The 15,012-nt window shown below is 58.7% G+C and carries 11 protein-coding genes; 4 read left to right on the forward strand and 7 right to left on the reverse strand.

Annotated features, from left to right (window positions below; translation table 11 throughout):
- The first annotated feature begins 110 nt into the window (after positions 1-110).
- Entirely contained in the window at positions 111-728 is a 618-nt protein-coding gene (locus tag N6L25_RS04915; RefSeq protein ID WP_271978496.1) for a hypothetical protein, read from the forward strand.
- 251 nt (positions 729-979) lie between these two features.
- On the opposite strand, the gene N6L25_RS04920 is transcribed toward N6L25_RS04915, so the two are convergent.
- Both N6L25_RS04920 and N6L25_RS04925 read right to left on the reverse strand, forming a co-directional pair.
- On the reverse strand, positions 980-1,990 hold the full coding sequence (locus tag N6L25_RS04920; protein ID WP_271978498.1) for a DUF6160 family protein: 1,011 nt from the start codon (positions 1,988-1,990) through the stop codon (positions 980-982).
- A gap of 186 nt (positions 1,991-2,176) precedes the next feature.
- Complete coding sequence (locus N6L25_RS04925) at positions 2,177-2,767, reverse strand: hypothetical protein (RefSeq protein WP_271978501.1); 591 nt, start codon at positions 2,765-2,767, stop codon at positions 2,177-2,179.
- Positions 2,768-2,916: 149 nt separating this feature from the next.
- On the opposite strand from N6L25_RS04925, the gene N6L25_RS04930 reads away from it, so the two are divergent.
- Entirely contained in the window at positions 2,917-4,245 is a 1,329-nt protein-coding gene (locus N6L25_RS04930; protein ID WP_271978503.1) for an anthranilate synthase component I family protein, read from the forward strand.
- 45 nt (positions 4,246-4,290) lie between these two features.
- Here the strand turns inward: N6L25_RS04930 and thrH are convergent, their stop codons facing one another.
- A complete protein-coding gene (thrH, locus tag N6L25_RS04935; RefSeq protein WP_271978505.1) occupies positions 4,291-4,902 on the reverse strand; it encodes a bifunctional phosphoserine phosphatase/homoserine phosphotransferase ThrH in 612 nt (203 codons plus the stop codon).
- Between the two features lie 382 nt (positions 4,903-5,284).
- On the opposite strand from thrH, the gene N6L25_RS04940 reads away from it, so the two are divergent.
- Positions 5,285-6,007 (forward strand): phosphoadenylyl-sulfate reductase, encoded by a 723-nt coding sequence (locus N6L25_RS04940; RefSeq protein WP_271978507.1) that lies wholly within the window; start codon positions 5,285-5,287, stop codon positions 6,005-6,007.
- 85 nt (positions 6,008-6,092) lie between these two features.
- Here the strand turns inward: N6L25_RS04940 and cysB are convergent, their stop codons facing one another.
- Positions 6,093-7,070 carry an HTH-type transcriptional regulator CysB gene (gene cysB / locus N6L25_RS04945; RefSeq protein WP_271978509.1) on the reverse strand — a complete coding sequence of 326 codons (978 nt, stop codon included), beginning with the start codon at positions 7,068-7,070 and terminating at the stop codon, positions 6,093-6,095.
- 268 nt (positions 7,071-7,338) lie between these two features.
- Here cysB and N6L25_RS04950 point away from each other — a divergent pair, with 268 nt between their 5' ends.
- Positions 7,339-10,026, forward strand: coding sequence for a LuxR C-terminal-related transcriptional regulator (locus N6L25_RS04950; RefSeq protein WP_271978512.1), 2,688 nt, complete (start codon positions 7,339-7,341; stop codon positions 10,024-10,026).
- Between the two features lie 257 nt (positions 10,027-10,283).
- Here N6L25_RS04950 and dinG read toward each other — a convergent pair whose 3' ends face one another.
- The 3 genes from dinG to N6L25_RS04965 form a co-directional block, all read right to left on the reverse strand.
- Positions 10,284-12,428 (reverse strand): ATP-dependent DNA helicase DinG, encoded by a 2,145-nt coding sequence (gene dinG, locus N6L25_RS04955; RefSeq protein ID WP_271978514.1) that lies wholly within the window; start codon positions 12,426-12,428, stop codon positions 10,284-10,286.
- On the reverse strand, positions 12,428-12,868 hold the full coding sequence (locus tag N6L25_RS17665) for a general secretion pathway protein GspB (RefSeq protein WP_334312382.1): 441 nt from the start codon (positions 12,866-12,868) through the stop codon (positions 12,428-12,430). The genes dinG and N6L25_RS17665 overlap by 1 nt, the downstream gene beginning before the upstream one ends.
- Positions 12,869-13,187: 319 nt before the next feature.
- On the reverse strand, positions 13,188-14,912 hold the full coding sequence (locus N6L25_RS04965; protein WP_271978518.1) for an ExeA family protein: 1,725 nt from the start codon (positions 14,910-14,912) through the stop codon (positions 13,188-13,190).
- Between the last annotated feature and the right edge of the window lie 100 nt (positions 14,913-15,012).

The raw sequence follows: 15,012 nt of genomic DNA on the forward strand, positions 1-15,012 counted from the left end.
CGTGTAAGTACTCCGTATTCCTTTCAGTTTTTACACGACTCCACAGGAACGCCTCTGACAGGAGTATTTTCAGAAGCCCCCATTCCTTGCCTAATTACTAGAGGCTGGCCATGACACGTCACCTACCGCTGCTCACCGCAATCACCGGCGCAGTTATGTCCGTGCCCGCCTGGGCCGGTGTACAAACCCTGACTTCCGATGAGATGGTGGAAACCTACGTCAAGGACTCTGCCGTTATCGTGGTACCGCGCCAGCAGCAGAAGCCCGAGGCCGACCGGCGTCGAATTTTGCAGTCCCTGACCATTTCACCGGGGGAACCGGTGTTGACTGAAGCGGAGGAACAGGCCTACCGGGACGCCGCCCAGCATTACCAGGGCCTTACCCAGGACGATGCATTACAGCAGGCCGAGGCCGAATTCCTGCGACGGGCATTGCTGGTGCCTCAGGATGAGATCGCCCTTGCTCAGCCTCCCGAGTTTTTCATTCCCAACCAACCCCCGATCATTTTCGGCGAGCAACTGGAGATTCCGGACGGGCCCTTCAACCAGACCTTCCTGAACGACCAGTTAGGTTTGAGTTTTGACGGCCAGAACCTGAACCTGTCCATCGGCAATCCGCCGGGTATCGACCAGATCACTCTGCCCCAAGGCATCAACGAAGGCCCCATAACTCTGACGCCCCGGCCTGGCGGGGGATTCGATCTGTCCATTCAAGTGCCGGATCAATAGGCTGCAGCCTGTTGCCTCGGCACTTTCCAAATTTCCAAAACTCCCAAATTTCCAAAACTCCCAAAATTCCCCAAACTTTCCAAATTTCCCAATCTTTCCATTCGATTAATTCGTGCAGCTCTTACCGATCATGCTGGGCTATCGGCGCTAGCCAAGAAGCTCCCTCAGGAGGGAGCCCTTCATCCATCGGAATTTCAACAAAAAAAGGCCACCCCGAGGGATGGCCTTTTCAGCAACCGATGTCGCTTGGCTTAGTGACCGTAGACAGTCATCTGAGCGTCGATGGCGATATCAGTCATGTACACATCCCCGATAGACGGTGCGGCAGAGCTGCCCATACGGATGTTGGTCAGATCCAGATCTCCGGAGAAGTTGTTGACGTTGAACGCCAGGGCATCGCTGCCAGCAGCATTGGTGGCCTTGCCCACATCAACCTGAGCGTGGGCGAAGCTGGTGTCGGTCAGAGTGTTGCCTGAAGCGTCGGTGATGACCAGTCCGTTGGTGTCGGCGCCGCGACGGTTGTGCAGTTCGAAGTCCATGTAGGTGCCAACGAAATCAGCGTTCAGGGTACCCTGAGCATTGAAGTAGGCGTTGATGTTCATCACATCGGTATCTTCCTGGATCACGATGTCGATCGGGCCCAGCAGGCCGCTCATGTTCAGATCAGATACCAGCGTGGTGCTGGTCCCACCGTTGGCACGGCGCTCGGCATCCAGGGCACCGACAGTGGCGGTGCTCTTGGCCAGGCTCACCGAGCCTACGCTCATACCAAAGTCCACCGGCAGGCCGGAAACAGAACGAATGCCGATCACCAGGTCACCGTCCTGGATCTCAGGCATAGAGGCTTCGTAGCTGGCGGAACCGTCCGCTTGGGTCTCGGTGTTGTTCCAGGTCACGTTGCCTGCAGCGCTGGCACCCACCAGGTAGGTGTTACCCACAGCCTGGGCACCAGTGTCGCCAATACCGCCAGCACCGGCCACGTCAATGAACAGTTTAATGTCGTCCAACGCGCCGGCCGTGCCGCCAGCACCGGTCAGCGGGTTGGCCGCACCACCGATGGTGACATCGTTGATCGCCAGGAAGCCGTCGTCCTGGTAAGCGATTTCACCGACGCTGACGTTGGCTTCGAGTTCAATGGTGATACCGGACTGACCGGTCACCGCGCCCATGGTGGCGTCGTCCATGGCTTTCAGTTCCGCCTGGGCGGCGAAGGGTACAGCAGCAACCGCAGTTGCCAGAGCAAGTTTTTTCAGGCCTTTCATTTTGTTCTCCTTATCTAAGGATCTATTTATCTATTATTTTTTTGTCGCGGTTCATTCCATAACCGCAAGGCCAGTTTTGCAGAGCAAGAGACGGGTTTCTGAGATACGGCGCACAATATTTAACGATCCACTTACACCCCATTACACACTTCTGAGAACCCATTCACCCTTTGTAACAGAACCCGTTCACCCTCCCTGGGAAGTCCCCGTTGCGGCGGCCGGAGATGATGGCTGGGAGGCGAACACGATGGATTCGAATTCGCCGCGGACGGCATCGCCATAGGCATAGCCATCGTCGGATTTCTGATATTTAGTAGCCAGAACCCGAGCCTCGCCGTTGAGGTATTCCAGTTCGATGTTGACCTGGGGCTCCGCCGACTGCCCGCTGCCGGTGGGCAGGTACTTGTAGATCACCGCCGAACCCAGAATGCGGCCATTGGCAGCCTGGGCCTGCAACGCCGTTCTGACGGATTCGAGCACCAGCGCCGGATTGATTCCGGCGGTGTCTTCCCCGGGCCTGATGGCCCAGACAAACTTGACGTCGCCGCTGGGCATCAGCGCGGCTCCGAAAGGCGCGAAATCTCCGTAATATTCAAGCAGCGCCTTGGCCTTCTTGAGCGTATGACCACCGAGAAACTGCAGGTTCTGATCCACCTCTTGCTGGATCTGGGCCGCGGTTGGCTGCTGCCTGGCCGTTTCGGATGCGGCAGCACCTGCCGAACCAACCCCCAGGACACAGGTCATCGCCAGGGCGGAAAAAATACCGGTCTTATTCACAAGGCCTCCTGATTTAGCTTTGGGTATCGCGTGAATGTGCGACATAGAAATCGACACACCTCGCTACCACGTTCAACCAACTCAAAACTTTGCGATAATAGCGAGCTTGCAGCGGCAACAACCGCGTGGTCCATCAACTTGAGCAAGTAATGTCCAATCACTTTTACATCCTGCACGCTGAGTCTCAGCAACACCGTGATCGTTTTCTCACTGCGCTCTCCTGCTGGTCCGGCTTCGTTTGTTTTGGTAATCCGTTCGCGCCGGATTTCGACCCCGCCCGCCCGCCCTGGCTTGCGGCCAGGCCGACGGAGCGGTTTCTGATCCATTCCGACAACACCGAACAGCTGGTGGCACTGCAGCGGGCCAGCGAGACGCTGCCCGGGAATGCCAGATTGGCAGGCATGTTCGATTACGAGGCGGGCTCTCTGCTGGAACCGGCGCTGCGGAAACTCGCGCCGGAATCCGGGCGGGTGGTGATTGCAGCCGGCCTCTATCTCTGGTGGTTGCAGCCGATTGCCGGCTCAGGGTGGGCATTCGAGCTTCACCTGGCGGAAGGCTGTAAAATCGAGGTGGTCGATACCCTGACGCAGTTACTCGAGGAAACGGCCGCGCCAGTCACACCCGAGCAAAGGCCCCTCGCCCTCGGATCGTTTCACGCCGACGAACAGCAAGCCCGGTTCGAGCGCAACGTCAACCGCATTCTTGACTACATTCGCAGCGGCGACTGCTATCAAGTCAATCTGTCCCAGCGTTTTCGCAGTGCCTACTCAGGCCCTCTTTGGCAAGCGTACAGCCACCTGATAAGCCAGTTTCCAACGGGTCATGCGGCCTATCTGACCGTGGGTCCCGGTCCGGTGCTGTCGATCTCACCGGAGAGTTTTCTTGAAATCAATGGCGACCAGGTCGTGACCCAGCCCATCAAAGGCACTCGTCCCCGGGGCAGCTCCGACGAGGAAGACCGCCGGCTGGCAGCGGAACTCAGCAACAGCCTGAAGGACCGGGCTGAAAACGTGATGATCGTCGACCTGTTGCGCAATGACTTGGGCCGATTCTGCGTACCCGGCAGCATTCGGGCCGACAAGTTGATGGCTCTGGAAAGCTACCGCAACGTCCACCACCTGGTGAGCACCGTGTCCGGACGATTGGCCCCAGGCCATCAGCCACTGGCGGCGCTGTGCCAGGCCTTTCCTGGCGGCTCGATCACGGGTGCACCCAAGATTCGGGCCATGGAGATTATTGCGGAACTGGAACTGACCGAGCGTGGCCCCTACTGCGGTTCGGCGTTTTACCTAACCAGCGCTGGCGATTTGTACAGCAACATAGCGATCCGCACGCTGTATGGAGACGGGGAGTATCTCTACTGCCACGGTGGTGGGGGGATCGTGGCGGACTCGGATCCGGGCTCGGAATACCAGGAAACCCTGGACAAGATCGGTCCCATGATGAAGGCGCTGGAGCGGCGGTTCGGTCAGGCCTGAGACGAATCGCCCACGCCCGTCATTCGGACGTGGACGCCGCGGCGATCAGCTGACGCGGTTGCTCAAGCGCAGGAATGTTTCCTTCAGACTCTCGTAATCGTGCACCGCCGGGAACTGCGGGAATTCGTCGATCACGTTTTGCGGGGCATGGAACAGAATACCCTCTTCCGCCTGGGTCAACATGGTGGTGTCGTTGTATGAATCACCGGCGGCAATGACCCGGTAGTTCAGCAGTTGGAAGGCTCGAACCGACTGGCGCTTGGGATCCCGCTGGCGAAGCAGGTAATTGGTGATGCGGCCCTCGTCGTTCACTTCCAGTTTGTGGCAAAGCAGCGCCGGATGGCCCAATTTGGCCATCAACGGCATGGCGAATTCGTAAAAGGTGTCAGACAGGATAACGACCTGAAAACGCTCCCGCAGCCAGTCGAGAAACTCCCGCGCGCCTTCGAGCGGCTCAAGCTCACCAATGACTTCCTGAATCGCCGGCAAGCCGTAGCCGTGCTCGTCCAGCAAGCGCAGGCGCTGCTTCATCAGAACGTCGTAATCTGGAATATCCCGGGTGGTTGCCTTGAGCTCCTCAATGCCGGTTTTTTCGGCGAACGCAATCCAAATTTCCGGGATCAGTACCCCTTCCAGGTCAAGGCAAGCGAGTTCCACAGTTTTCTCCTAGGTCTTGGAAGCCCTTAAACAACGCCGAACCGACCTTGCAAGGCTAGGCCGGATCTACCGTTTTCCCAGGCTTCCATTGATAAAAGGCCGATTGGTCAAAAGGCCAAATGATTAAATGGCGATATCACGCCTTACTGGCTGGTCGTATGATAGAAAAAACCGCCGCCGAATGCACCGGGCAGTTTCAGGGCATAACGATATGCACCCATCTTCTTTTGGCAATGCTGCATATAATGATAGATTTGCCCAATACTTACAGCGCTTGAAGGTCCCCGCGCCCCTTTTTGGTCTTGCCCACTTTTCAGACCCAGAAGCTCCGGTCCACTTCCCCACGCTGATGACACAACCAACGACTCCCGATTAGAGACTTATGACAGACATCTACACACTTCAGCAGGAACTGGCCGACGCCAGCCCGCGGGCCATTCTGAAAGCGGCGTTGGCCCGCTACGACAACATCGCGATTTCCTTCAGTGGCGCGGAAGACGTGGCCCTTATCGAACTCGCCCACAAGCTCACCGATAATCTCAAGGTGTTCACCCTGGATACCGGTCGCCTACACCCGGAAACCTACGAATTCATTGATCGTGTACGGGAACACTACAACATTGACATCGAAGTGATGTTCCCCGACGCCGACGAGGTGGCGGACCTGGTCAGCCGTAAGGGCATGTTCAGTTTCTACCAGGATGGCCACAAAGAATGCTGTGGGATTCGCAAGGTCAATCCCCTGCGCCGCAAGCTGGCGACACTGGATGCCTGGATCACTGGCCAGCGTAAGGATCAAAGCCCTGACACCCGCAATGATGTACCAGTGGTGCAGATTGACGAAGCCTTCTCCACGTCCGACAAGACACTGGTCAAGTTCAATCCGCTGGCACACTGGACGTCCAAAGAAGTGTGGGACTATATCCGCATGAGCGAAGCCCCGTATAACAAGCTGCACGAGCAGGGATTTATCAGTATCGGTTGTCAGCCCTGCACCCGGCCGGTATTGCCGGGACAGCACGAGCGGGAAGGACGGTGGTGGTGGGAGGAAGCCACCAAGAAGGAGTGCGGTCTGCACTCGGACAACATCATCGCGAAAGACTGAGCCGCTGGATCTGGCCTCCTACGGAGGCCGCTTGCTCCCCTCGCACATCTCCAGGGCAGCTCTGGGTGTGCGAGCGCCAGTGCTCCTAGTAGGTTGGCAGTTCGATGTCGTCGAACAAGGCATCGAGCTCGGCCCGGTTGCCCTGATGGGAAACCGCCTCATCGATGCGCTCCCTGGTCAGATGAGGGGCGAAACGCTGAATGAACTCGTACATATAGCCTCGCAGGAAAGTGCCCTTGCGAAAGCCGATTCGGGTCACACTGGGCCGGAACAGCTGCTGCGCGTCCAGGCACACCAGGTCCGAATCGGTTTTGGCATCGTAAGCCATGCTGGCAATAATGCCGACGCCCAACCCCAGCCGCACATAGGTCTTGATGACATCGGCATCCGCTGCCGTGAATACCACCTTGGGGCTCAAGCCTTCCGCCTGAAATGCCTCGTCCAGCTTGGAGCGGCCGGTGAAGCCGAACACGTACGTCACCAGCGGATATTCAGCCAGGCGCTTCAAGGTCAATTCGCTGGCGTTTGCCAAGGGGTGGTTGCGGGGCACGATGATACTGCGATTCCAGCGGTAACAGGGCATCATAATCAGGTCTGAGAACAGCTCCATGGCCTCGGTCGCAATGGCAAAATCGACCGCGCCATTAGCCGCCATCTCGGAAATCTGCATCGGCGTGCCCTGATGCATATGCAGGGAGACATCCGGGTAGGCCTCGATAAACCCCTGAATGATTGGCGGTAATGCGTATCGCGCCTGGGTGTGTGTGGTGGCGATACTGAGCTCGCCCTTCTTCTGGTTACTGAACTCCTGGGCAATCTTCTTGATGCCCTCGACCCGGCGAAGGATTTCGCCGGCTTCGCGGATGATGGTTTCGCCGCCGGGGGTGATCCGCGTCAGGTGCTTGCCGCTGCGCGCAAACACTTCGATACCAAGCTCATCCTCCAGCAAACGGATTTGTTTGGAAATGCCAGGCTGGGACGTAAACAGGCTTTGGGCCGTGGCGGATACGTTCAAATCGTGATGCGCAACTTCCCAGATATATCGCAGTTGCTGTAATTTCATCTACCCTGTCGCTCCCCTGAAAACCGACGAACTCCGTTCCATGAATGTGTCGTATCGGAACCTGCTTGGCGAAAGAATACGCATATCAATATTATTTTTCATGCCTTTTTAGAATATGTGCTTTCGTTTAGTCAGTTTAGACCATTTATAGCGAACCGGTGGCCCGGTTTCTCGCAATTTGTTCTATCAACTCTTGACTTCAATAGGGTAAACCACACAATTTGTGCTGTTAACGGACTGAAAACACGTAAAGAGTGACCTGGCGCCCATGTTGCTGACCACCAAATTCCTTCGACCTGCTGCCGACGTGCGCGCCGTTCATCGAACCCGGCTTTTGCGTCTTCTGGAGCCGGAGCAACCGAAACGACTGAATCTGGTGGTGGCGCCGGCCGGGTATGGCAAAACCACACTAGTCAGCCAATGGTGTGCGGGTTTGGCCGACCGGGTCGCCTGGCTCGCTCTCGATGAGCATGACGATGTGCCTCGCCGATTCTGGCATTACGTAGCCGGTGCCATTGCCCATGACGGTGCCGAGCCAATGGCGGACGTCATCGCTCTCATTCAGACCTATCCAGACAACGAACTCGACGGCGCCGTCACCGCGTTACTCAACACGCTGGCCCAGAGCCCTGATGCACGGATTCTGGTCCTGGATGATTTTCATGTCATCAAGGACCCGCAAATCCTCCGCCAACTGGCCTACTTTATCGATTATCTGCCGCCGCAAATTACCGTAACCGTAACCTCCCGCGTTGAGCCGGCGTTGCCGGTGCCCCGCTGGCGGGTCCGCCGCTGGGTCTGCGACATCCATCCACAACTGTTGGCCTTTTCCGAGACTGAGTGCCGAAATTTCTTTCGTCACTACATGGGGATAGCGCTAAGCGACGATGCCATTAAGCAAGTTTGGCGGGACACCGAAGGCTGGGTGGCCGCGATGCAACTGTCGGCACTGTCTGGACGGGAGATGGACCCGCAATCCAAGTCCTTGTCGTCGCCACTGACGGTGGATGAACGCAAGATCAGTGACTATGTGCTGAGCGAAATCCTCGACCAGCAGCCCACCGATGTGGCGCGGTTCTTGATGGACACAGCCTGCCCCCCCAGGCTGTGTGCATCACTGTGCGATTCGATTCGGGTCAGCCAGGACAGCCAGCACTACCTGGAACGGTTGTTGAAGGATAACCTTTTTCTGATTCCACTGGACTCCGATCACCACTGGTTCCGCTATCACGATCTGTTCCGGGAAGCGCTGCTGCAGAAGGCAAGACAACAGGATCCAGAGCGGGTTGAGGCGCTGCAGATCAAGGGCATCGAATGGCTGCTGGGCCACAACCACATCCAGGAGAGCATCGCCCAGTTGGTGGATCGCAAAGATTGGCCATGGCTTGCCCAAGTACTGGAACAGCATGGTAACAATCTGATTCATGCCGGCTTCCATTTGCCGGTGCTCGATTGGTTACAGAAACTGCCGACGCCCCTGATGCGTTCCAGTCCCCAGCTGATGATGCTGAGAATCTGGGGCCTGTTCTTTGCAAACCGGCTGGACCGGATCGAGCCCGAACTCACCGAACTGGAAAACGAGCTGGACCGGCGAGTGGCCGATTCCCACCCCGATGCCGAGGGCGCATTAGGGCTGGGAAGCGAAATGTCCCTGATACGCTCTTACCTGGCCCGCAGTCGCAGCGATGAAAAAAGCGCCACGGACCTGACCCAACAGGTACTGAGGGACATCGACCACACTCGCATCCCTCTCAAGTCCGTGACCTATTACGGTTTGGGGTTGGATTACTTCGGCAAGGGCGAGCTGACAGCGGCGGAAGATGCACTGCGCTCCTCCGTCCAGCACGGACAGTTCGAACGTAAACCCAGCACGGTGCTGTCCAGCGGGGGGTTACTGGCCTGGATCCAATGCAGCCGGGGCGACATCGATCAGGCGCTGGAGACCTCATCTGAAATCCGTGGCTGGGTAGACCAGCACTATTACGACCCGCAACAGCCACGACTGATTTCCTGCTGGCAGAATAGCGTCATGGTGGAAATCTACCGGGAGCGCAATGACCAGCAATTGGCGGAAGCCTACCTGGTCCCGCTGCTGGAGCACCTGCAAAGCGGCACCGAACCCGGACAGCACGTCATCATCCAGTATGTCCGCGGCCATCTGGCCTTTAGCGAAGGTCGGTTCGAGGCAGCGATCGAAGCGCTGGACGATGCCGCCGCCACCGCTGGGCAAAGGCACTGTCACATCGTGTTTGAGCCACCCGCCAGCGGTGCATTGCTGTTGCGCTGTTACCTCGCCCTGGAGGATAGAAGCCGAGTACTGGCCTGGCTCAAACGCTGCGACGAATTACCGTCGACAAGCCCACTGCCCCGAACCCAGAACGAACTCAGTGCCGGGCGTGCCCTGGTTTATCTGGGCAAACCTGCGCTCGCCAAGCAGCGGCTGAACGCCCTGCTGACGGAAACCACGGAAACTGTGAGCGTACGACAGCATGTGGAAGCCAGATTGATCCTCGCCGCCTGCGAGTTAGCCGAAGGCGATTATGCGGGTGCTCTGGCAATCCTTAGTGAGGCCCTTACCAGAGGCGAGGCAGCGGGATTCCTGCGCCTGTTTCTTGATGAAGGCCTGCCGATCCGCCAAGCGATGCTTGAAACGGACGTGATGCACTCCCCCGGCCGTTGGACCAGCACCCTTCGTCAGCTGCTGCTGGCCTGTACTGAGCCAATGGGCACCAGTATTGCCGGCACCGGCGCCGTGGCGTTGGTGGAAGCGTTGAGTCAACGGGAACAGGAGGTTCTGCAACTGATCCATGAGGGTCTGGCCAACAAGGAGATTGCCATCAGGATGGATGTGGCAGGCGCCACCGTGAAAGCGCATATCCGTAACCTGTACGGTAAGCTTGCGGTCAGCAGCCGCACCGAAGCGCTGGCAAAAGCTCGTCAGGTCGGATTGCTGTGAGCAATGTGATTCAGGTCACATTTTCTGCCTGAAAAAGCTATGCTCTACGCCCTTTGGACGATCCCTCTACGCCCCCTGAGCTTTTATGATCGTACTGTCGGTGAGGGTCACCTCACCCGGATTTCTGAAACTTCAGGCCTTCAGATTTCTTGTTCCGCGTTGGACAACGCGAGGGGGCCATCCACCCCCGCCTTCCTACAGTGCCACCCTTTTGGTTGGCACTTTTTTTTGCCTTCCGGCACCAGCAACCCTGTTGGTTACGGCTCGATCAGGCGCCGGAATGGCGGTAAGGCATCCAGCAGGAGTCGCCCGTATCGCCGAGTCACGATCCGTCGGTCCAGAATGGTAACCCGCCCCTGATCCTGCTCGGTGCGCAACAGCCGTCCTACCGCCTGAACCAGCTTAATGGAAGCGTCAGGCACGGTGATTTCCATAAACGGGTTCCCGCCTCGTCCCGTCACCCATTCTGCAAGACTGGCCTCGATTGGATCATCGGGCACCGAAAAGGGTAACCGGGTGATCACCACATGGCTGAGGTAGTGGCCCGGTAAATCAATGCCTTCGGCAAAACTGGCAACGCCAAACAGGACGCTGGGCTTATCGCCGTCGATTCGCTCTCGATGCAGCCGCAGTACTTCACCCTTGGCCATATCGTCCTGGGTAGTGATCAATCCGGGGTACTGCTCGGCCAACCGGTCCCGCACGGTGTGCATCTGGCGACGCGCGGTAAACAGCACCAGCGTGGCCTTGTCCGCGGCCCAGAGATCCGGAAGCCGTTTGACCAACGCCTCGGTGAAGTCATCGTCTGTCGGCAACGAGCGCATCGCGGGCACCTCGACGCTGGCCATTTCGGCGTAACGGAACGAGCTGGGCACCACCATAAATCGGCTCTGCTCCGGCAGCCCGGCCCGCGACCGCAGGCGGTCAAACTTGCCGAGGGCCGTCAGCGTGGCACTGGTGAGTACGGCCCCATAGGCCCGTGACCACAATCGGCTGTAGAGCAGATTGTCCGCCAGCACCGGACTGCTGTAGAGGGTGATATCCTCGACGTGTTCCCAACGTTGCTTTGTCGTCCAACGAGCGACCGGCGGCGCCTTGCCCTTGCCCTCGTCGGGCTTCTCACACCAGGCAACCCACAACCGTAACTGATCTTCGGCCCGACTGTGGAAGGAGCCAATCACCGGATACCAGGCTTCCGCCGTGTCCCGATCCACGTCGCTGTCTTTCTTGTCGTCAAACGCCTTTTGCAACTCGTCCGCCAGCACCCCAAGCTGGCGCACCAGCGCGGCCGTGGCGACCTGGGCGGTAGCGGCAAGAGCAGCCACTGACGACGGCACCTCCCCTTCCGGGAAACGCCACTGGTCCTGGCGGCGGTCCTCGCTCAGTTCCCAGTCGTGACCGCGATCGACCTCGTCAAACACTTGCTGCAGCACCAGATCCACGTCCCGCGCCGACTCACTGATCTTATCGACTGTTTTCGCCGCCAGGGTGCCTGGCGTCAGGTATGGAGGAATCTTCGCCAACGCCTGGGACAGTTGCTTCAGCCATTGCCGGGTGCCGTGCAGCGGCACCGATGCGGCAAAGTGATTCAGCGCCTTGTCCGGCAGATGGTGGGCCTCGTCGAAGATGAACAGTGCGTTTTCCGGATCGGGCAAAATGGCGCCGCCACCCAGTGCAAGATCGGCCAGCACCAGATCATGATTGGCCACCACCACGTCAGCATCTTCCACGCCTTTGCGGGCATCGAAGAAGGCACAGCTGTCGAAGTAACTGCAATGGCGATTGGTACACTGGCGGTGGTCGGTGGTGACCTGTCGCCACACCTCATCGGGAATCTGGCTGGCCCAGTGGTCGCGGTCACCGTCCCATTCCTGGGAGCCATAGCGCGCCAGCATGTCTTCAAAAAACTCTCGGGTTCCCGGCTCCTGCTCCTTATCGTTATCCAGCAGGAACAGGGGCATGGTTTCACTGTCGCCGGCCCCCTCATCATGGAGGCGGGCCTCAAGGCGGGACATGCACAGATAACGCCCCCGGCCTTTTGCCAGACACCAACTGAATTTGAGGTTGCTGTGAGCCTTGAGGTCGGGTAAGTCCTTGTTGACGATCTGATCCTGCAGCGCCACCGTGGCGGTGGATATGACCAGGGTTTTGCCCAGCGCACGAGCAATCGGAATGGCCGCGATCAAGTAGGCCAGAGTCTTGCCGGTACCGGTCCCGGCTTCCACCACGCAACTGGCCGGCGGCGAGGTGCGCAGGCCGTCGCTTTCGGTAATGCTACCCAGATAACGCGCAATTTCGGCAATCATCAGGCGCTGCCCGTAGCGGGCGCGAACGCCCTTGCCCTCAAGGACACTGCGGTAGGCTTGCTGTATTTCCTGCTTGACGGTTTCGGTAAGAGCCATCAGCGTGGGCTTACCCAGTCACGCACGACACCCACACGGAACTGTCGGCCATGGAGGCTCAGCTCCACGCCTTCCTCGGTAATTCGCTCGACCCGAATCCCACTGAAGCTGTCGCCGATTCTGAGGTAGTGGTTGTTGATCATCACCCGACGACCGGACGGATCCGAGGCGTAGATGTGGCTGTTGAAGATCAGGCTGGGCACCTGTCGCTGAAAGGATAACGGCAACTCGACCAAATGCGGCACCCGCTCACCATAGTCATAGCGATCCGACAATGGCGATTCCGCCACGGCCTCATTTCGTCGTGGCGAGGGCACAATGACCGTTGGCCGTTGGGCAACTGCCGTTCGTTGGGGGTTGGCGGTGTCTCGACTCGGCTCGGGCGCAGGCACCGGCGAACTGACGGGCAGACTAACCCCCGCGGCAGAATTCGACACCATTAGTGGTGGCTCCGCGTTTGTTGTCGTCTCCGCGGTCGGTGCAGGTGCTACGCTAGGCGCAGTCACTGTGGCAGGGTCCGACAACCGCTCGCCCGAAGTGGGTTGTACCGACTCAATCAGGCCTGCCGACTGTCCAGGCCAGAACACATAGGCTAGCACGGCCGCATTAAGCAGCAGCGCCAACGCAATCCAAACCGCAGCGGGTATGGATCTGGGCTGGGGGCGATGAATAAGCTGGACCTGCTGGCCAAGATCAGGCACCTGTCCTTGGCGCCGCTCGGTCTCGGACTTCCGCAGCGCATCAAGTATGTAAGACATGTCAGTTGAAATCTCCCGATCTCAATAGCCGGGGCACGCCTGGGTTGAGGTCATTGTTCACCTGGATCAGTGTCATGGCTCCGGCAATGCCATCCACCTTCAGGCCTTTCTTGCCCTGGTACCAGCGGACCTGACTCGGGTAGTCCATCGCCTTGACCCTGGTCCGTTCGTCCACATCGTTGCCATACAACTCCGCAAGTTGCATCAGCTGCGCGCTCAACCAGAGCTCTTTGCTGCTGGCCAGCTGACTGTTGCGATTCTCCGACAGGTAAGGCGGCAAGCGCCACAGTATGATGAAATCACCGAACCAGTATCTTTCCAGCTCGCCGAACCGCACCGTCTGCTGTTCACCGTTTGGCAGCTGCAACCGGGCATGATCGCTATCCAGTGAAGCCAGGGCTACGAAGCGAGTCGCACCTTGCTCGTCGACCAACCGCAGGATGGCGGGACGGTTGAGCTGTTCCAGACTGCGGCGGGTACCTTCCCGATAGAGACAATCCAGGCTTCGGCTCTTGGCAAATTCACAAGCTACCGGATATTCCGACGGTACATATTGTTCCCCCCAAAGCTGAAAGAGGGCTTCAAAGGCTTGTCGCTGGGAGAGGCCACCGGATTCAAACTGGAACTCGGGCCGGCTTTCCACTGGCGAAGCCGGCGGCGAGGCGGAATCATCCGGGGCTGAGCCCGAGGTCGCAGGCGCCGGCCGTTCGACCGTGCCGGCAGCGGATAAATCCGTGTGGTCTTCAATGCCATTGGCCACGGCTTGCTCAATGCCCGCCAAGCCTGGCCCCAGACCCGCGCGGAAGAACTCCATGGCCACCATCGTAAGCGCGACCGCGACAACCATGCAGGTCACCAGTACCGGCGCACCGTAACGACGTGTCGAGCGATGAGCCGTATGTCTCCGGCCCGCGCCGGGCTGCTTGCCGATCACTTCTTTGGCGGCAACCTTGATGGTCTCGGCACCCACCCGATGCTCCCCTTCGGCATAAGCCCCCAACAGCGCCCGGTCACAGATCAGGTTGATCAACCGGGGAATCCCGGCGCTGAGCTTATACAGACTCTTGATCGCTCCGGGGCTGAACAGCTCACCCCGCACCCCGGCGACGCTGAGCCGGAAACGCAGGTAGGATGGCAGGTCGTTCCTGCCCAGGGAATCCAGGTGGTAGCGGGCCGTCACCCGCTGGTTGAGCTGCCGCAGTTCGGGTTGGGCGAGAATGTCGTTGAGTTCAGGCTGGCCGATCAGAACAATCTGCAGCAGCTTCTTCTCCGCCGTTTCCAGATTGGTGAGTAGCCGCAGCTGTTCGAGCACCTCTGCGGACAGGTTTTGCGCCTCGTCGATCAGCAGTACTTTATGACGCCCCGCGGCGTAGGCCTCCAGGAGATCCTGATTGATAAGATCCACCAGCCGCTTGATGGAGGAGCCCGCCGGATGGGCAATGCCCAACTCATCGCAGATGCTGGACAACAGCTCCCGGGCGGACAGCCGGGGATTGAGCACAATCGCCATATCGACGTTGTCCGGGGCGTTATCGATGAAACAGCGACTCACCGTGGTTTTACCAGTGCCCACTTCCCCAGTGATGACAATAAAGCCGCCCTGCCCCCCGACGCCATACATCAGGTGGGCGAGCGCCTCTTTATGGCGATCGCTCAGGTAAAGGTAACGTGGGTCCGGGGCGATGGAAAACGGGGGTTCCCGAAACCCAAAAAATTCATAGTACATGGACGTCCAGTCAGGTGCTGTGCCAAAAAGCCCGGGATTTCGAACCGTAGGCTGCCTACCGTCGCAAAATCATCGCCGTATCATACCGCCGCGCTCCCTG

Source organism: Marinobacter sp. SS21, from assembly GCF_028369065.1.
Lineage (GTDB): Bacteria > Pseudomonadota > Gammaproteobacteria > Pseudomonadales > Oleiphilaceae > Marinobacter.